Source organism: Bacillus sp. YH3-2-B2 (genome assembly GCF_053663335.1).
Genome location: NZ_JBSJQE010000007.1, coordinates 38133 through 55457, shown reverse-complemented (window position 1 = coordinate 55457; position 17325 = coordinate 38133). Strand labels below are relative to the sequence as shown.

20 protein-coding genes and 1 rRNA gene are annotated in these 17325 nt (G+C 44.5%); 20 read left to right on the top strand and 1 reads right to left on the bottom strand.

Features of this window, described 5'->3' with window-relative positions; genetic code table 11:
• The first annotated feature begins 24 nt into the window (after positions 1-24).
• The 14 genes from rrf to rsmI all read left to right on the top strand — a co-directional run bounded on the left by rrf (position 25) and on the right by rsmI (position 9556).
• Positions 25-140: ribosomal RNA gene (gene rrf, locus ACWJJX_RS18735) — 5S ribosomal RNA — on the top strand.
• 174 nt (positions 141-314) lie between these two features.
• Complete coding sequence (locus ACWJJX_RS18730; protein ID WP_454023191.1) at positions 315-509, top strand: sigma factor G inhibitor Gin; 195 nt, start codon at positions 315-317, stop codon at positions 507-509.
• A 148-nt stretch (positions 510-657) separates the two neighbouring features.
• Positions 658-1272, top strand: coding sequence for a 5-bromo-4-chloroindolyl phosphate hydrolysis family protein (locus ACWJJX_RS18725; RefSeq protein WP_014304187.1), 615 nt, complete (start codon positions 658-660; stop codon positions 1270-1272).
• A gap of 15 nt (positions 1273-1287) precedes the next feature.
• Positions 1288-2406 (top strand): toxic anion resistance protein, encoded by a 1119-nt coding sequence (locus tag ACWJJX_RS18720; RefSeq protein ID WP_454023190.1) that lies wholly within the window; start codon positions 1288-1290, stop codon positions 2404-2406.
• A 77-nt stretch (positions 2407-2483) separates the two neighbouring features.
• Positions 2484-3917: an aminotransferase class I/II-fold pyridoxal phosphate-dependent enzyme gene (locus ACWJJX_RS18715; RefSeq protein ID WP_454023189.1), complete on the top strand. Its 1434-nt coding sequence runs from the start codon at positions 2484-2486 to the stop codon at positions 3915-3917.
• Positions 3914-4552, top strand: coding sequence for a dTMP kinase (gene tmk, locus ACWJJX_RS18710; protein WP_102422420.1), 639 nt, complete (start codon positions 3914-3916; stop codon positions 4550-4552). The genes ACWJJX_RS18715 and tmk overlap by 4 nt, the downstream gene beginning before the upstream one ends.
• Before the next feature lie 70 nt (positions 4553-4622).
• Positions 4623-4952 (top strand): cyclic di-AMP receptor DarA, encoded by a 330-nt coding sequence (gene darA / locus ACWJJX_RS18705; protein WP_004264734.1) that lies wholly within the window; start codon positions 4623-4625, stop codon positions 4950-4952.
• Positions 4953-4964: 12 nt separating this feature from the next.
• Positions 4965-5405: a YaaR family protein gene (locus tag ACWJJX_RS18700; RefSeq protein ID WP_004264730.1), complete on the top strand. Its 441-nt coding sequence runs from the start codon at positions 4965-4967 to the stop codon at positions 5403-5405.
• A gap of 11 nt (positions 5406-5416) precedes the next feature.
• On the top strand, positions 5417-6406 hold the full coding sequence (gene holB, locus ACWJJX_RS18695; RefSeq protein WP_454023188.1) for a DNA polymerase III subunit delta': 990 nt from the start codon (positions 5417-5419) through the stop codon (positions 6404-6406).
• A 2-nt stretch (positions 6407-6408) separates the two neighbouring features.
• Entirely contained in the window at positions 6409-7236 is an 828-nt protein-coding gene (ricT, locus tag ACWJJX_RS18690) for a competence/sporulation regulator complex protein RicT (protein ID WP_004264723.1), read from the top strand.
• 14 nt (positions 7237-7250) lie between these two features.
• Complete coding sequence (gene yabA / locus ACWJJX_RS18685) at positions 7251-7610, top strand: replication initiation-control protein YabA (protein WP_004264720.1); 360 nt, start codon at positions 7251-7253, stop codon at positions 7608-7610.
• Between the two features lie 60 nt (positions 7611-7670).
• Positions 7671-8414 carry a tRNA1(Val) (adenine(37)-N6)-methyltransferase gene (locus ACWJJX_RS18680; protein WP_004264717.1) on the top strand — a complete coding sequence of 248 codons (744 nt, stop codon included), beginning with the start codon at positions 7671-7673 and terminating at the stop codon, positions 8412-8414.
• Positions 8401-8700 carry a GIY-YIG nuclease family protein gene (locus tag ACWJJX_RS18675; RefSeq protein WP_007409921.1) on the top strand — a complete coding sequence of 100 codons (300 nt, stop codon included), beginning with the start codon at positions 8401-8403 and terminating at the stop codon, positions 8698-8700. Before ACWJJX_RS18680 ends, ACWJJX_RS18675 begins: the two co-directional genes overlap by 14 nt.
• Positions 8675-9556, top strand: coding sequence for a 16S rRNA (cytidine(1402)-2'-O)-methyltransferase (gene rsmI / locus ACWJJX_RS18670; RefSeq protein ID WP_070081259.1), 882 nt, complete (start codon positions 8675-8677; stop codon positions 9554-9556). Before ACWJJX_RS18675 ends, rsmI begins: the two co-directional genes overlap by 26 nt.
• A 49-nt stretch (positions 9557-9605) precedes the next feature.
• Here rsmI and abrB read toward each other — a convergent pair whose 3' ends face one another.
• On the bottom strand, positions 9606-9896 hold the full coding sequence (abrB, locus tag ACWJJX_RS18665) for a transition state genes transcriptional regulator AbrB (RefSeq protein ID WP_169510469.1): 291 nt from the start codon (positions 9894-9896) through the stop codon (positions 9606-9608).
• Between the two features lie 482 nt (positions 9897-10378).
• Between abrB and metG the strand changes: the two genes are divergently transcribed.
• From metG to yabG, 6 genes are all read left to right on the top strand, one after another.
• Positions 10379-12370, top strand: a complete 1992-nt coding sequence (metG, locus tag ACWJJX_RS18660; protein ID WP_454023187.1) for a methionine--tRNA ligase — start codon at positions 10379-10381, stop codon at positions 12368-12370.
• Positions 12371-12445: 75 nt separating this feature from the next.
• Positions 12446-13213 carry a TatD family hydrolase gene (locus tag ACWJJX_RS18655; protein ID WP_025854081.1) on the top strand — a complete coding sequence of 256 codons (768 nt, stop codon included), beginning with the start codon at positions 12446-12448 and terminating at the stop codon, positions 13211-13213.
• Between the two features lie 134 nt (positions 13214-13347).
• On the top strand, positions 13348-14673 hold the full coding sequence (locus ACWJJX_RS18650; protein WP_095324173.1) for a G5 and 3D domain-containing protein: 1326 nt from the start codon (positions 13348-13350) through the stop codon (positions 14671-14673).
• A gap of 134 nt (positions 14674-14807) precedes the next feature.
• The gene (rnmV, locus tag ACWJJX_RS18645) at positions 14808-15371 is read left to right on the top strand and encodes a ribonuclease M5 (RefSeq protein WP_004264696.1); all 564 of its coding nucleotides are present in this window, start codon (positions 14808-14810) and stop codon (positions 15369-15371) included.
• A complete protein-coding gene (rsmA, locus tag ACWJJX_RS18640; protein WP_004264694.1) occupies positions 15361-16242 on the top strand; it encodes a 16S rRNA (adenine(1518)-N(6)/adenine(1519)-N(6))-dimethyltransferase RsmA in 882 nt (293 codons plus the stop codon). Before rnmV ends, rsmA begins: the two co-directional genes overlap by 11 nt.
• 172 nt (positions 16243-16414) lie before the next feature.
• A complete protein-coding gene (gene yabG, locus ACWJJX_RS18635; RefSeq protein ID WP_004264691.1) occupies positions 16415-17290 on the top strand; it encodes a sporulation peptidase YabG in 876 nt (291 codons plus the stop codon).
• The last annotated feature ends 35 nt before the right edge of the window (positions 17291-17325 follow it).

The window sequence follows — 17325 nt, the reverse complement described above, 5'->3', positions numbered from 1 at the left end:
GTTTTGAGAGAACACTCTCAATGGTTTGGTGGCGATAGCGAAGAGGTCACACCCGTTCCCATGCCGAACACGGAAGTTAAGCTCTTCAGCGCCGATGGTAGTCGGGGGGTTCCCCCTGTGAGAGTAGGACGCCGCCAAGCTATCATTACGGTAAAGGCAGCTCATCATGAGCTGCCTTTTTTGTTTTTGAATAAAAACAAAACAAACACCGAAATACGGGAACGCCCATATACTAATTGCAAACTTCAAAAAGATCCAAATTGTGTATACAATCAACAGCTTAAGGGAAGGCTATTCATACGGAGGTGGGCAAAATGAATGAAACGTCCGGCCATGAAGAAACATGTATTGTGTGTGAAACCAAGAAAAGCAGGGGAATCCATATTTATACGAAATTTATATGTTTAGAGTGTGAGAAGAAAGTAGTTTCCACTCCGACCTCTGATCCGAATTATGAATTTTTCGTTCGTAAACTGAAAAACCTTCATACACCGACGTTATATTCTTAACCCTGAAAAGGGTCTTTTTTTTGCCTGAAATCAGAGGAGTTTTTTCACTTTTTATAAAAGAACTGATACGATAAGAAGAGGAACTTGTTTAGACATGGAATGTAATAGATAATACTGATAAAAGTGAATAAATAGGAGTCGATCAAGTATGAAACCGTTTATTCAATATATGAAATGGACGTTTTGCGGCAGCACAGTTTTTGTATTAGCGGGGATAACCTTCTTTACGATAGGGCATCAGCCTTTTCTGTATTCGCTTTTATACGGGGCAGCCGGCGGAGCCGCAGTCAGTGCGTCCGGCTTGTGGAATGCGAAGCGTCTCTTTTTAAAAAAACACCGGCTGACAAGAAAAGAATATGCTTATATCAAGGAAAATCTTGAGGAAGCAAAGGGTAAAATCATCCGATTACGCAGGGCGCTTTTTCGCTCTAAAAGTATACAAATGCTGAAGCAGAATGCAGAGATACTGCGGATAACCCGACGAATATATCTGCTCACCAAGCAGGAGCCGAAGCGTTTTTATCAGGCAGAGCGTTTCTATTATCAAACGCTTGATTCTGTTGTGGAACTGACGGAAAAGTATGCTTTGCTCTCATCACAGCCGCGAAAAAATAAAGATTTATCAATGTCCTTGAGTGAGACGAGGATGACTCTGGCGGAGCTTTCCAGAAGGCTGGAAGAGGATCTTCATGAACTGATGAAGGAGGACATCGACGACCTGCACTTTGAATTAGATATGGCAAAGCATTCACTGAGAAAATAAGAAAGGAAGAAGGAAATGGCCAAAGACCGTTCCGATGACAGTATGGGCGCCCAAAATGACCAGACTCATCTAAAGCTTGCAGATACGCTGCCGGAAGAAAAAAGAGAAGCGGCACTTCAGCTCGCTGAAAAACTGGACCCTGGAAACATGCAAAGCATTGTTCTGTTTGGTTCACAGGCGCAGGCGAATCTTCTGGAATTTTCCCACACGATGATAGAGCACGTGCAAAGAAAAGATGCAGGAGAGATGGGACAGATATTGGCCGATCTGATGCTGAAGCTTGACCAGGTAAACCCCGATGATCTGCAGGTAAAGAACAAAGGATTTTTCGCCCGGCTGTTTAAAAGGGTATCCGGATCTGTGCAGGAAGTGCTTTCGAAATATCAAAAGACAAGTGTGCAGATTGACCGTATCAGCAGAAGGCTGGAACATTCTAAAAATATGCTGTTGAGTGACAATAAATGGTTAGATCAGCTGTACGCCCAAAATAAACAATACTTTTCTGATTTAACTGTGTATATAGCAGCGGGTGAATTAAAATTAGATGAGCTGAAAACAAAGCTTATACCCGAAGCGGCAAGAAAAGCCGAATTACGAGAACACAATCAAATGGCCGCGCAGGAAGTGAATGATCTTCGCCAGTTTGCCGACCGTCTGGATAAGAGGGTGCATGATCTGCTGCTGAGGAGGCAGATTACGCTTCAGAGTGCGCCGCAAATCCGTCTGATTCAAAACACGAATCAGGCACTGGCAGAGAAAATTCAGTCCTCCATTGTTACGGCTATTCCTTTATGGAAGAATCAAGTCGCCATCGCGCTGACGCTTATGAGGCAGCGGAGTGCGGCAGATGTGCAGCAGAAGGCGTCGGATACGACAAATCAATTGCTCCTGAAAAACGCCGAACTTCTGAAAACAAGCACAGTCGAGACGGCCAAAGCCAATGAGCGCGGGCTTGTTGAGGCAGACACCCTCAAAAAAGTGCAGGAAAGCTTAGTCAGCACACTTGAAGAAATCATGTCTATTCAAGAAGAAGGCAGGATGAAACGCAGGCGTGCCGAGGAGGAGCTTGTTATCATGGAAGGCGATTTAAAAAAGAAGCTGCTTGATATGAGGTCCGGCCGGGATAACGGCTAGATGGCAAAAAGTCTTAGCTTTAAGTTGGCTCGCAGGCACGATATAATAAGAAAGACAGGCAAAGGATTTGTTTAAAAATGGACACACCTTTATATACAGCGCTGATGAAGCATGCGCACCGAAATACGTATTCTTTTCATGTTCCGGGACATCACAATGGAGATGTCTTTTTTGATGAAGCCAAATCTGTATATCAATCTCTTTTATCTATTGATATGACTGAGATCACGGGTCTGGATGACTTGCATCACCCGACGGGGGTCATTAAGGAAGCGCAGGATTTGGTGAGCAGATTGTACGGCTCTCAGGAAAGCTTCTTTCTCGTCAACGGAACGACCGCCGGCAATCTGGCGATGATTTTAGCTGTTTGTGAACCGGGTGAACCCATTCTGATCCAGCGTAATTGTCACAAGTCTGTTTTCCATGCGGTGGCATTGGCCGGAGCCAAGCCGGTTTATTTGGCGCCGGAAATCGATGAAAACATGCATGTGCCGGCACATGTATCCCTTTCAGTCATCGAAAAAGCGCTGGCGTCATATCCGAACGCGAAAGGACTTGTTTTGACCAATCCGACTTACTACGGACACGCCGCCGATTTGACTGCGGCAGTTAAAAAAGCCCATTCATACGGTGTTCCTGTACTGGTGGATGAGGCTCATGGGGCTCACTTTGTGTTAGGGCAGCCTTTCCCGCCTTCATCATTGGCTATGGGGGCGGACGCCGTTGTTCAATCGGCTCACAAAACGCTTCCGGCTATGACGATGGGATCTTACTTTCATTTAAACAGCACCCGAATTGACAGAGATCGATTAACTTATTATGTAAGCAGTTTGCAAAGCAGCAGCCCGTCATACCCGATTATGGCATCTTTAGATACGGCGCGTGCTTATGTGCAGGATATTGCTGAAAAAGGGACACTTCCCGTCCATATGGAGCACATTGAGAAAATCAAACGAAGGTTCGCATCAATTTCTTCTATTGAAATAATTGAGCCTTCCGGATATGGGCTGCGGGCGGACCCGTTAAAATTAATACTTCGGTCAAAGCTCGGACATTCCGGCTATTCATTACAACGCATTTTGGAGAGTGAAGGCATTGTTGCCGAGCTGGCTGACGAGTACCAAGTATTGCTCGTACTGCCGATAGGCGGCCGGCGGATGATAGAACAGGCAGCCGTAAGAAACATACAGCAGAAACTGGAGAATACACCGCCCGATAAATTGCCGGATGCCGTGAATTGGACATTTCCGTCCATTTCGACACTTGAATATCCGCAAAATGAGATGCGGAAGTTTACAAAAGAGCCTGCAGATATAAATAAGGCGGCCGGGCGCTTGCATGCGGGGAACATTATTCCTTATCCGCCGGGAATTCCGCTGATCATGGACGGAGAACGGATAACAGAAGAGATCGTACAGAAGCTTTCCCGTTTAATCGGCATGGACGCGCATATTCAAGGCTTGTTAAACGGGAAACAATTACTTGTCTATATAGAAGAGGAGAAATCATGAGCGGTTTATTTATAACATTTGAAGGTCCTGAAGGTGCAGGGAAAACGACTGTGCTTCAGGAACTGAAAGAGATTCTGTCGGCAGAGGGGCTCCCGGTGACAGCGACAAGAGAACCGGGCGGCATCGACATTGCGGAACAGATCAGAGAAGTGATCTTAAATAAAAACAATACACTGATGGATGCAAAAACGGAGGCGCTGCTTTACGCCGCGGCGAGAAGACAGCATTTAACCGAAAAGGTGCAGCCTGCATTGAAAGAAGGGCGCATTGTGCTGTGTGATCGTTTCATCGACAGTTCGCTGGCTTATCAAGGCTATGCGAGAGGGCTCGGCATTGATGAAGTTCTTTCTATCAACCAGTTTGCAATCGGCGATACGATGCCTGATGTCACCATCTATTTTTCTATTGAGCCTGAAGAAGGGTTGAAACGGATTACGTCGAATGATTCAAGAGAAAAGAATCGTCTCGATCTTGAGGCCCTGCACTTTCACACGAAAGTACGGGAAGGATACCAAAAGGTTATGCAGCGTTTTCCGGAAAGATTCCATACAATCGACGCATCGAAAAAGAAGGAACTCGTCATTCAGGACGTACTTCAAGTGATAAATGAAGCATTGAAAAAAATTCAGTTGTGACCTGTTTCTCATAAGTTGCTATAATGAATGTAACGACAATGTTCTTTCCAACCTAAAGGGGGCCTAGAGAATGAAATTAATAGTGGCAGTGGTGCAGGATCAGGACAGCAACAGGCTTTTGAAAGTATTAACCGACCACAACTTCAGGGTGACGAAGCTTGCGACAACAGGCGGATTCCTTAAATCAGGCAATACGACGTTTATGATCGGGGTGGAAGATATCCGTGTCGATAAAGCGCTCAGCCTCATTAAAGAGAATGGCTGTAAACGTGATCAGATGATTGCCCCGGTATCCCCGATGGGCGGGAATGCGGATTCCTACGTTCCATATCCCGTCGAAGTGGAAGTCGGCGGAGCGACGGTCTTTGTCCTCCCGGTCGATGAATTTCATCAATTTTAAGGATTTGACGACGTGAAAATAAATTCTGACTTACGTACATTTATTGAGAAAAAGCAGCAGCCTGCTTATAAAGCGGCAGAGCTTTCCGGAACGTTTAAAAGTTCAATGGACAGCCAAAGCAGCAAGCTGAAATTTGATCAGCTGAGCAGGTTCTTAACGGATATAGAAACGTTCGGGAAAAGGCTGACGAAGTCGAGAAACTTCAAAGACTTAGCGAAATTCAAAGGATTGGTAAAACGTTTTGTAAAAGAGGCCGTAGACAGCGGATTATCGCATGAGACGGAGAAAAGCTTTGACCTGTACGGCAGCAGCCGGACCCTGGGGCTTGTAAAAGAAATAGATGAAAAACTGCTCCAGCTGACGGAAGAAATGTTAGATCAGGAAAAACCGGCAATTGATTTGCTGGATCGAATCGGAGAAATAAAGGGTTTATTGATTAACCTTTACACATAGAGAGTGATACAATGGCAATATCATGGAAGGAAATGACCGGGCAGCAGCCCAGAGTGATGCGGCTTTTGCATAACAGCATTGAAAAGAAAAGGCTTTCTCACGCATATCTGTTTGAAGGCAAAAAAGGTACGGGCAAATTGGATGCCGCACTGCTTCTCGCAAAAAGCTTTTTTTGCCTTGAAGACGGGACTGAGCCTTGCGGAGAGTGCCGGAACTGTAAGCGTATCGAATCCGGAAACCATCCCGACCTGCATGTGGTTCAGCCCGACGGATTATCCATTAAAAAGGCTCAGATCCAATCGATTCAGGAAGAGTTTTCCAAAACGGGGCTGGAATCGCATAAAAAGCTGTACATTATATCCCATGCGGATCAAATGACGACAAATGCGGCAAACAGTCTGCTGAAGTTTTTAGAGGAGCCGAGTCAAGACACCATCGCAATTCTGCTTACTGAGCAGCTCCACCGAATACTGGATACCATCGTTTCGAGATGTCAGGTTCTTCCGTTCCAGCCGCTTCAGCCGAAAGCCATAGAAGAAAGACTGATTGAACAGGAAGTGAGCCCTCACATGGCCCGGCTCTTAGCAAATATGACAAATAATATTGCAGAAGCAGTCGAATTAAGTCGAAATGATGAGTTTGCAGAGTCCAGAGCGAAAGTGATAAAATTGTATGAAGTCTTACATCAGCGGAAAGGACATGCCTTTTTCTTCATTCAGGATCAGTGGGTGCCCTTTTTCAAAGAAAAAACCCATCAAGAAATGGGTCTTGATATGCTCTTATTGATATACCGTGATGTATTATCCATCCAAATTGGAAATGAAGATAAACTGATTTATCAAGACTTATTCCAATCAATAAAACAGCATGCGCTGCAATTTACACAACAAAGCGTTACGAACCAAATTCTCGCTGTTTTAGAAGCAAAAAAACGGCTTCATTCCAATGTGAATGTGCAGGGATTAATGGAGCACTTGGTGTTAACGTTGCAGGAGGGATAAGCTTGTACAACGTAATAGGCGTCCGCTTTAAAAAAGCGGGGAAAATTTATTATTTTGATCCGAACGGATTTGATATAGAACAAGACAGCTGCGTCATTGTTGAAACCGTAAGAGGTGTCGAATACGGGCAGGTTGTCATCGCAAATAAACAAGTGGACGAGCATGATGTTGTGCTTCCGCTTCGAAAGGTCATTCGCGTTGCTGATGAACGCGATCTTCTCATTGTAGAAGAAAACAAACAGGAGGCCCTGTCCGCTTTTGAAGTCTGTCAGAAAAAAGTGGCTGACCACGGCTTAGATATGAAGCTGGTTGATGTTGAATTTACGTTTGACCGCAATAAAGTCATTTTTTACTTTACGGCAGACGGACGGGTTGATTTCAGGGAATTGGTCAAAGACTTGGCTTCTATCTTTAAAACGAGAATCGAATTGCGCCAAATCGGGGTAAGGGACGAGGCGAAAATGCTCGGCGGTATCGGACCATGCGGGAGAATGCTTTGCTGCTCCACGTTCCTCGGTGATTTTGAACCGGTGTCCATCAAAATGGCGAAGGATCAAAATTTATCGTTGAACCCAACGAAGATTTCCGGTCTGTGCGGCCGTTTGATGTGCTGTTTGAAGTACGAAAATGATGAGTATGAGACGGCAAAAGAACAGCTGCCGGATTTAGGCGAAATGATTACGACGGCAAACGGCCCCGCAAAGGTTGTCGGTCTTAATATTCTGGAACGGGTGCTTCAGGTGGAACTGAAGAATCGTGAAAAAGTGATAGAATATACTTGGGAAGAGCTCTTGGAAGAGGGCGTCGTATCCGCACAAACCACAGATTAACGAGGTGTGGAACCTTGGATAAAAAAGAGTTATTTGATACTGTCATAAACCTGGAGGAACAAATCGGTTCGCTGTACCGTCAGCTGGGTGACTTAAAGCAGCATATCGGCGAAATGATTGAAGAGAATCACCATCTTCAGCTTGAAAATAAGCATTTGCGTAAGCGGCTTGATGACACGACGGAGCAAATTGAGAAATTCAAAGCCGATCAGAAAGAAACAAAAACACAGAAGGCAGAGCAGAGTGATATAGGAGAAGGGTACGACAATCTGGCCCGGCTGTATCAAGAAGGCTTTCATATTTGCAACGTCCATTATGGGAGCGTCCGCAAGGGAGATTGCCTTTTTTGTCTGTCCTTCTTAAATAAAAAATAAGGAAAAGGCTTCCGCTGATGTCGGAAGCCTTTTTCAAAGAGTGCCGAAAGGAATAAGATTATGGTTTCATTACGTGATGATGAAAGATTGGATTACTTATTAGCAGAGGATATGAAAATAGTACAGAGTCCGACGGTTTTCGCTTTTTCATTAGATGCCGTGCTGCTGTCTAAGTTTGCATACGTTCCGATTCAAAAGGGGAACATCGTTGATTTATGCACGGGGAACGGCATTGTGCCGCTTTTGCTCAGCACAAGGTCAAAAGCCGATATCACCGGGGTTGAAATTCAGGAACGCTTGTATGATATGGCGCTCCGAAGCGTGGAATACAACGGGCTGGGCGGTCAGATCAGTCTCATTCATGATGATCTGAAAAATATGCCGGAAAGACTCGGACATAATAAATATGATGTTGTCACCTGCAATCCGCCTTATTTTAAAACACCGAAAGAGGCGGAGCAGAACCTGAACGAGCATCTCAGAATCGCAAGGCACGAAATCCTTTGCACGCTTGAAGATGTGATTTCCGTCAGCAGCAAACTGCTGAAGCAAGGCGGAAAAGCGGCTCTCGTTCATCGGCCGGGGAGGCTTCTGGAAATCTTTGAATTAATGAAAGCATACCGAATAGAACCGAAACGGGTTCAGTTTATTTATCCGAAACAAGGTAAAGAAGCGAATACCATTTTGGTTGAAGGAATTAAAGGCGGCCGCCCTGATCTCAAAATTCTTCCCCCGCTCTTTGTATACAATGAACAAAATGAATATACGAAAGAGATCCGCACGATTTTATATGGAGACAAATAGCCATTTCTTTTATGTGCTGCTGTGCAATGACAACAGTCTGTATGCCGGTTATACAAATGATCTGCAAAAACGGCTGAAAACCCACAATGAGGGAAAGGGCGCGAAATATACAAGGGCGAGAAGGCCGGTTTCGTTATGCCATGCGGAATCATTTGAAACAAAACGGGAAGCGATGCAGGCGGAATACCGTTTTAAACAGCTGACCCGAAAGAAAAAAGAGCAATATATAGAAGAAAAACGACGCAGCAAGGAGGCTGTATATGTTAAGACGCCAGATGAGTTTTAACGGAAAATCTGAAATGGGAACTCTGTACCTTGTTCCTACACCGATCGGCAATTTGGAGGACATGACCTTTCGTGCAGTAGAGACGCTGAAATCGGCCGATGTCATAGCTGCCGAAGATACGAGACAGACGAAAAAGCTGTGCCATGTTTATGACATAGAAACATCTCTCATCAGCTATCATGAACATAATAAAGAAAGCAGCGGCCATAAAATCATTGAATGGCTGAAAAGCGGAAAGAATGTGGCATTGGTCAGTGATGCCGGTATGCCGACAATTTCCGACCCGGGGGCTGAGATTGTGAGAGATTTCACCCAAATCGGCGGATATGTCGTTCCGCTTCCGGGTGCAAATGCGGCATTAACCGCGCTGACCGCATCAGGGATCACCCCGCAGCCGTTTTTCTTCTACGGATTCTTAAACAGACAGAAAAAAGAAAAGAAGAAAGAACTCGAACTCCTGAAAAAACGGCAGGAAACGATGATATTTTACGAAGCGCCGCACAGATTAAAAGAAACATTAACAGCAATGCATGACGTTTTGGGTAATCGAACCATCGCCGTCACGAGGGAATTAACGAAAAAGTACGAGGAATTCATCAGAGGAACCATCGCCGAGGTGCTTGAATGGGCAAATGAAGATCAAATCCGCGGTGAGTTCTGTCTCGTTGTCGAAGGCAATCAAGGCGATGAACCGGATGAAGAGGAAAAGCCTTGGTGGACGGAGCTTTCTGAGAAAGAACATGTGGAGCATTACATAAATGAAGGATCCTCTTCCAAACAGGCCATAAAACAAACAGCGGTAGATCGGGACGTACCGAAACGCGAGATTTATGACGCTTATCACATTCAATCATAAAAAAAACCGTTCTTGTGTCGTAACAAGAACGGTTTTTGTATGAAATAGCTTATTTTTGGTTTTGAAGCTGGTTTTGAATTTCAGAGATGATTTGCTCAGCGCCTTCTTTGCTGAGTACCAATTTACCGCCGGCAAGTTTAAGGTTATCATCAGAAACTTCACCAGTTACTTGGCAAGTCATGTTTGGTTTATATTTTTTAAGGATGATTTTTTCATCATCAACATAAATTTCAAGAGCGTCTTTTTCTGCGATGCCCAGTGTACGGCGAAGTTCGATAGGGATAACGACGCGTCCAAGTTCATCAACTTTACGTACGATACCAGTAGATTTCATTAACAGTCTCCTCCCGAGAGATAATTATTTGTAGTTTATATTTTTCTTCGTCATTATTCGACAAAATTCCTTACATTCCTAGCATAACAAGGTTTCCAATAATCGTCAATCTTTTTGTTTGCTATTGTTTGTAAGAATTAGTTCTTATAGTAAGTAAAGCCTTGGAAATCCTGAAATAACAGGCTTTTTGACTGCTTTTTCGAACCTATTATCCTACTGAAAATCCTTTTAAATCAAGACTTTCGAACCAAGATGTTTTATATTAGTAGATTATATACGACAAATTTCGACATGTTAAGACTTTTTTTAATTTCAATAAAAATTTTTAATTTTATTTACTCTTTTACGCGCAGTACGTATATATCCTTGATCTTAAAGGCTAAGATGGTATCATAGATAGAGGACAAATATCAATATTGTATATCAAATAAAACCGCTCTCGTCCTTTGGGCGTGAGCTTTTCGACATTCTGAATGGGAGGTTGCAACATGCCGCAAGACAATAATACTTTTTATATTACGACCCCGATATATTATCCGAGCGGAAAATTACATATCGGCCATGCTTATACTACCGTGGCCGGCGATGCGATGGCGCGTTACAAAAGATTAAAGGGATTTGACGTACGCTACTTAACCGGAACGGATGAGCACGGACAGAAAATCCAGCAGAAAGCGGAGGAAGAGAATATCACGCCTCAAGCTTATGTGGATCGCGCAGTTGCTGAAATCCAAAAGCTATGGAAGCAGCTCGACATTTCTCACGATGATTTCATCCGGACGACGGAAAGCCGGCACAAAGAAATTATCGAGAAAGTGTTTCAAAAACTTCTTGATAATGGTGACATTTACCTGGATGAGTATGAGGGCTGGTACAGCATCCCTGATGAAACATTCTATACGGAAACACAGCTGGTGGATGTGGAACGAAATGAGAAGGGTGAGGTTGTCGGCGGAAAAAGCCCTGACAGCGGCCACCCGGTCGAATTAATCAAAGAGGAGTCATACTTCTTCCGCATGAGCAAATATGCAGACCGCCTGCTGAAGTTTTATGAGGACAATCCTTCTTTCATCCAGCCTGAATCACGCAAAAATGAAATGATTAACAACTTCATTAAACCGGGGCTTGAAGATTTGGCCGTTTCCAGAACGACGTTCGACTGGGGCGTAAAAGTGCCGGGAAATCCGAAGCATGTCGTATATGTATGGATTGACGCACTGTTCAACTATATTACAGCGCTCGGTTACGATACGGAAAATGATGAGCTTTACAAAAAGTACTGGCCGGCTGACGTCCACCTTGTCGGTAAAGAAATTGTCCGTTTTCATACCATTTACTGGCCGATTATGCTGATGGCGCTTGATCTCCCGCTGCCTAAGCAAGTATTCGCGCATGGCTGGTTATTGATGAAAGACGGAAAAATGTCGAAATCAAAAGGAAATGTCGTTGATCCGGTAACGTTAATTGAACGCTACGGCTTGGATGAACTTCGTTATTACCTGCTTCGCGAAGTACCGTTCGGTTCAGACGGTGTCTTTACGCCGGAAGGTTTCGTAGAACGGATTAATTATGACTTGGCGAACGACTTAGGAAACCTTCTGAATCGTACAGTCGCAATGATCCAAAAATATTTTGACGGCGAGATTGGTTCATATGAAGGAAATGTGACCGATTTTGATTCAGAGCTTTCTTCTGTAGCCGGTGAAACGGTTAAAGCTTATGAAAAGGCAATGGAAAACATGGAGTTTTCAGTCGCTTTATCAACGCTATGGCAATTAATCAGCCGTACGAACAAATATATTGATGAAACTGCTCCGTGGGTGCTTGCTAAAGATCAGGAAAAAGAAAAAGAATTACGTTCTGTCATGTATCATTTAGCTGAATCATTGCGTATGACGGCCGTATTGCTCCAGCCTTTCTTGACGCAGACGCCTGAAAAAATGTTTGCCCAGCTCGGAGTTGAGGATCAGTCTCTTAAAGCTTGGGACAGCATTGAGACATTCGGCCAATTGAAGAACGCGAAAGTGAAAAAAGGGGAACCGCTTTTCCCTCGTCTTGAAGCTGAAGAAGAAGTAGCTTATATCAAGCAAAAAATGCAAGGAACTGCTCCTGCTAAAGAAGAAAAGGCGGAAGAGCCGCAAGAAGCAGAGCGTCTTCCTGAAATTACGTTTGATCAATTTATGGATACAGAACTTCGCGTCGCAGAGGTCTTGTCCGCAGAGCCGGTGAAAAAAGCAGATCGGCTGCTGAAATTGCAAATTGATCTGGGCTTTGAACAGCGCCAAGTTGTATCAGGTATCGCGAAGCATTACACACCGGATCAGCTTGTGGGAATGAAGATCATTTGTGTAACGAATTTAAAACCGGTAAAACTGAGAGGCGAGCTTTCTCAAGGAATGATACTGGCAGGAGAATCGGACGGCGTTCTCAAAGTTGTAGCTGTCGACCAGTCATTACCGAAAGGCACTCGAATTAAATAATAGGGGCAAAAGGTGTTTCACGTGTAACATTCCGTCGAACACCTTTTGTTTTTCAACAAGAAAGGAGTTTTTATGATGCTTTTTGATACACATGCGCACTTAAATGCCGAGCAATTTGACACAGACTTAGAGGAAGTCATTGCGCGTGCAAAGGCTGAAAAAGTTGAACGAATCGTCGTTGTCGGGTTCGACAAACCCACTATCACGCGTGCGATGGAGCTGATTGAGGAATATGACTTTATATACGCTGCGATCGGCTGGCATCCGGTAGACGCAATTGACATGACAGAGGAAGATTTATCATGGATTAAGGAACTGTCCTCTCACGAAAAAGTCGTGGCAATCGGAGAGATGGGCCTTGATTACCACTGGGATAAATCACCAAAAGACACTCAGAAAGAAGTATTTCGGAAACAAATCGCTCTCGCCAAAGAAGTGAACCTTCCAATTATCATTCATAATCGTGATGCAACGGAAGATGTTGTCACAATTTTGAAAGAAGAGGGAGCGGAAGAAGTCGGCGGCATTATGCACTGCTTTACGGGGAGCGCGGAGGTTGCGCGGCAGTGTATGGATATGAATTTCTATATTTCATTCGGCGGACCGGTTACCTTCAAAAACGCGAAGAAACCAAAAGAAGTAGCAAAGGAAATTCCGAATGACCGTTTGCTGATTGAAACGGACTGTCCTTTCCTGACACCGCATCCTTTCCGCGGCAAACGAAATGAGCCAAGCTACGTAAAATATGTTGCTGAACAGCTCGCTGAATTAAAAGGGCTGACATATGAAGAAATTGCCTCAATTACAACCGAAAACGCAAAAAGACTTTTCCGCATGAACTGACAGAATGCGCTGTCATAACGTGTAAAAGCTTGTCCGATTCAGTGGATATGTATAACGGTTCTACAAGCTTCCTTCTCCTCATAAGATAGGTTGTCGATATGTCTCTCTTCCTTTTTTTGCTTTGTTTTTGCATAATGAGGGATACGCTGAAGGTTTTTCATCTTCGAGATGGGAGGGTTGACAGCATTTTAGATACTCTATATAATCTCTCCGAGGAGAAGGAGGCGTTTTTCATCACACAAAAAATGAAAAAACTGTTTTCCGTAAAGCTTGGTAAAAGCAAGGTTATTCTGATTGCAGCTATTATTCTGCTGGGCGGAACCGGGACTGCATACGGGGCACATGAGCTCTCAAAACAATCAGTTTCTGTTTCCATCAACGGCAAGAAAAAGCAAATACGCACTCATGCAAAAACGGTTGGGGAACTTCTGGAAGATTTACATATAGAGACGAGAAATGAAGACCGGATTACCCCGTCTAAGCAGACAGCATTGGCAGACAACATGAATGTCGTGTATGATGCTGCAAAGCAGATCCGTGTGACAAGAGGCGGAGAAGAAAAGACTTTATGGTCAACGGCAAAAACAGTCGGCGCATTTCTGAACGAACAGCATACACCTGTGAATCAGCACGATAAAATAGATCCAGCAGCAGATACGAAAGTGACAAACGGCATGAAAGTCACGGTCGACCCGGCTTTTCAGGTCACTGTAAATGATGCGGGAAAGAAAAAGAAAATATGGACGACTTCGACTACGGTCGCTGACTTTTTAACGCAGCATAAGATGGACATGAAAGACGAAGATAAAGTAAAACCGGCATTACACGAAAAGCTCACAAAAAATCAGGCCGGCATACAAATCACTCGTATCGAAAAAGTCACCGATGTAGTTGAGGAAAAAATGGCGTATCAAGTGAAAGAAAAAGAAGATGCGTCTCTCGACAGCGGGAAAGAAAAGATCGTTCAAAAAGGAAAAGAAGGCAAACTTAAAAAGCATTTTCACGTTGTCAAAGAAAACGGAAAAGAAGTATCAAGAAAGCTTGTCAAAGAAGAAACATCTGAAAAAAGCAAAGATCAGATCATTGCGGTCGGCACAAAGCGGCACAGTCCCAAGATTGAGCAGCTCAGTGCACCTGTGAAAGCATCTTCGGGCGAAAACGGATCTTCCGGTAAAGTGATTACCGTGTCTTCCACGGCTTATACCGCAAGCTGCAGCGGCTGTTCCGGCCAAACGGCTACAGGCGTTAACCTGACAAGCAATCCGAATGCCAAAGTCATTGCGGTAGACCCAAGCGTCATCCCACTCGGCACAAGAGTCCACGTAGACGGATACGGGGATGCCGTGGCCGCTGATACAGGCTCAGCCATTAAAGGAAGACGGATTGATGTCTTTTTCCCTGAAAAATCTTCAGCTTACCGCTGGGGAAAGAAACAAGTCAAAATAAAAATCTTAAATTAATTCCGATTCACTCAGAGGGTTTTGCGCCCTCTGTTTTTTTCGTTATAATAGGTAAAGTGTATTTTCAGTATATTAGACGTGACATGTAAGCAAAGGTTTCGTTTTGGATATAAAAAGTTTTTTTGGAGGAAGTAATGAAAATTAAAGAAATTATTGTAGTCGAGGGACGCGATGACACTGCGCGCATAAAACTTGCCGTTGATGCGGATACGATCGAGACAAACGGTTCCGCAATCGGAGACGAAGTCATCAGGCAGATTCGGCTGGCGCAGGAAACGAGAGGGGTCATCGTGCTGACAGACCCGGATTTTCCGGGGGAAAAGATCCGGAAAACCATTTCTGAAGCAGTACCCGGCTGTAAACACGCATTTCTGCCCAAACATCTTGCCAAACCGAAAAACAAGCGCGGCATTGGCGTTGAGCACGCATCCATTGAAAGCATCAGAGCATGTCTGGAAAATGTGCATGAAGAGATGGAGGCAAAGCCGAGTGAGATTTCAGCTGAAGATGTCATACAGGCCGGTCTGATCGGCGGACCGGCTGCCAAAAGACGCCGCGAACGATTGGGCGACCTGCTGAAGATCGGCTATACAAACGGCAAGCAGCTTCAAAAACGGCTGCAAATGTTTCAAATCAAAAGAAGTGATTTTATTGATGCGCTCGATGCTATGAGGCAGGAGGAACAGGATGAACAATAAAGATATCGCGACACCTATCAGAACGAAGGAAATTCTGAAAAAGTACGGTTTCTCTTTTAAAAAGAGTCTGGGACAGAATTTCTTAATTGATACAAATATATTGGACAGAATTGTGGACCATGCGGAAATTACGGATCGGACCGGAGTCATTGAAATCGGGCCCGGAATCGGCGCGCTGACAGAGCAGCTTGCCAAACGGGCGAAAAAGGTCGTCGCGTTTGAAATTGATCAGCGCCTGCTGCCCATTCTCAATGATACGCTGTCTCCATATGACAATGTAACGATCATCCATCAAGATGTGCTGAAAGCAGACGTCAAATCCGTCATTGAAGAGCAGTTTCAGGATTGTGATGAAATTATGGTGACGGCGAATCTCCCATATTATGTGACGACGCCGATCATCATGAAGCTTTTGGAAGAACATCTTCCGTTAAAAGGAATTGTCGTGATGCTGCAAAAAGAGGTCGCTGAGCGGATGGCCGCTGATCCTTCCTCTAAGGAGTACGGATCGCTTTCCATTGCGGTTCAGTTCTATACGGAGGCCAAAACCGTCATGACCGTACCGAAAACGGTGTTTGTGCCTCAGCCTAATGTCGATTCCGCCGTCATCCGTCTCTTGCTTCGTGACGGCCCGGCGGTTGACGTCGATAATGAACCGTTTTTCTTCCAGCTGATTAAAGCAAGCTTCGCACAGCGCCGGAAAACCTTGCTGAACAACCTTGTGAACAATCTTCCGGGCGGAAAAGAGAAAAAAGCTCAAATTGAAGAAGTTCTTCAAGAAACGAATATTGACGGAAAGCGGCGCGGTGAATCCCTGTCCATAGAAGAATTCGCGCTCTTGTCCAACGGATTGCATAAAGCCCTTTTCTAAGAGGGCTTTTTGTTTTGCGTCACCACTTGGACTGCCGCTACATAGGCTAGAGGAGAACCTTATTCATTCAACTGCAAGAAAAGCTTGAAACATCAAGCGCCGCAGCGGAAAGAGGTGCATTTGCCAAGACTTCTTTCATGATGAGGCTTAGTCTATTTGTGGAGTGGGTAACGTGCAATTTCAAATAGGAGATATGGTAGCCAGGAAATCCTATCAAATGGATGTTTTATTTCGCATTATCGGTATAGAGCAAACAAGCAACGGAAATTCAATTGCCATCCTGCATGGTGACGAAGTCAGATTGATTGCGGATGCTGATTTTTCTGATTTGGAGCCTGTCAGAAAAGACGAACAGGCCATGAGAAAGAAAAGAGATGAAAGCAGGATGAATGAATCTCTCGAGCTGCTCCGCCAGGATTATAAGCTGCTTCGGGAAAAACAGGAGTATTACGCGACAAATCAATATCAGCATCAGGAGCACTACTTTCATATGCCCGGAAAGGTATTGCATCTGGACGGCGATGAGGCCTATTTGAAAAAGTGCCTGAACTTTTATGAAAAAATCGGTGTGCCGGTATACGGAATTCATTGCCATGAGAAAAAAATGCCGGCATCAATTGACGAGCTGCTTGATAAATACAGGCCGGATATTTTAGTCATCACCGGCCATGATGCATATTCCAAGCATAAGGGAGGCGTGAACGATTTAAGCGCCTACAGGCATTCCAAACACTTTGTCGAAACCGTTCAGAGAGCGAGGCGTAAAGTCCCTCATTTGGATCAGCTGGTCATATTCGCGGGGGCGTGCCAATCTCATTTTGAGTCTTTAATCAGAGCGGGCGCGAATTTCGCAAGTTCGCCGTCACGCGTCAATATTCATGCGCTTGACCCGGTATATATTGTCGCGAAAATCAGCTTCACTCCGTTTATGGAGCGGATCAATGTATGGGATGTCCTGAGAAATACGCTGACGAGAGAGAAAGGGCTGGGAGGAATTGAAACGAAGGGTGTGCTGCGTGTCGGTATGCCGTATAAATCAAATGGATGAGTGATAAAACCCGCATATATTTCGCTATGCGGGTT

Coding starts and splice junctions, on each gene's coding strand:
- ACWJJX_RS18730 (WP_454023191.1), top strand. CDS start 315: ATGAATGAAACGTCCGGCCATGAAGAAACATGTATTGTGTGTGAAACC.
- ACWJJX_RS18725 (WP_014304187.1), top strand. CDS start 658: ATGAAACCGTTTATTCAATATATGAAATGGACGTTTTGCGGCAGCACA.
- ACWJJX_RS18720 (WP_454023190.1), top strand. CDS start 1,288: ATGGCCAAAGACCGTTCCGATGACAGTATGGGCGCCCAAAATGACCAG.
- ACWJJX_RS18715 (WP_454023189.1), top strand. CDS start 2,484: ATGGACACACCTTTATATACAGCGCTGATGAAGCATGCGCACCGAAAT.
- tmk (WP_102422420.1), top strand. CDS start 3,914: ATGAGCGGTTTATTTATAACATTTGAAGGTCCTGAAGGTGCAGGGAAA.
- darA (WP_004264734.1), top strand. CDS start 4,623: ATGAAATTAATAGTGGCAGTGGTGCAGGATCAGGACAGCAACAGGCTT.
- holB (WP_454023188.1), top strand. CDS start 5,417: ATGGCAATATCATGGAAGGAAATGACCGGGCAGCAGCCCAGAGTGATG.
- ACWJJX_RS18680 (WP_004264717.1), top strand. CDS start 7,671: ATGGTTTCATTACGTGATGATGAAAGATTGGATTACTTATTAGCAGAG.
- ACWJJX_RS18675 (WP_007409921.1), top strand. CDS start 8,401: ATGGAGACAAATAGCCATTTCTTTTATGTGCTGCTGTGCAATGACAAC.
- rsmI (WP_070081259.1), top strand. CDS start 8,675: ATGTTAAGACGCCAGATGAGTTTTAACGGAAAATCTGAAATGGGAACT.
- metG (WP_454023187.1), top strand. CDS start 10,379: ATGCCGCAAGACAATAATACTTTTTATATTACGACCCCGATATATTAT.
- ACWJJX_RS18655 (WP_025854081.1), top strand. CDS start 12,446: ATGCTTTTTGATACACATGCGCACTTAAATGCCGAGCAATTTGACACA.
- ACWJJX_RS18650 (WP_095324173.1), top strand. CDS start 13,348: ATGAGGGATACGCTGAAGGTTTTTCATCTTCGAGATGGGAGGGTTGAC.
- rnmV (WP_004264696.1), top strand. CDS start 14,808: ATGAAAATTAAAGAAATTATTGTAGTCGAGGGACGCGATGACACTGCG.
- rsmA (WP_004264694.1), top strand. CDS start 15,361: ATGAACAATAAAGATATCGCGACACCTATCAGAACGAAGGAAATTCTG.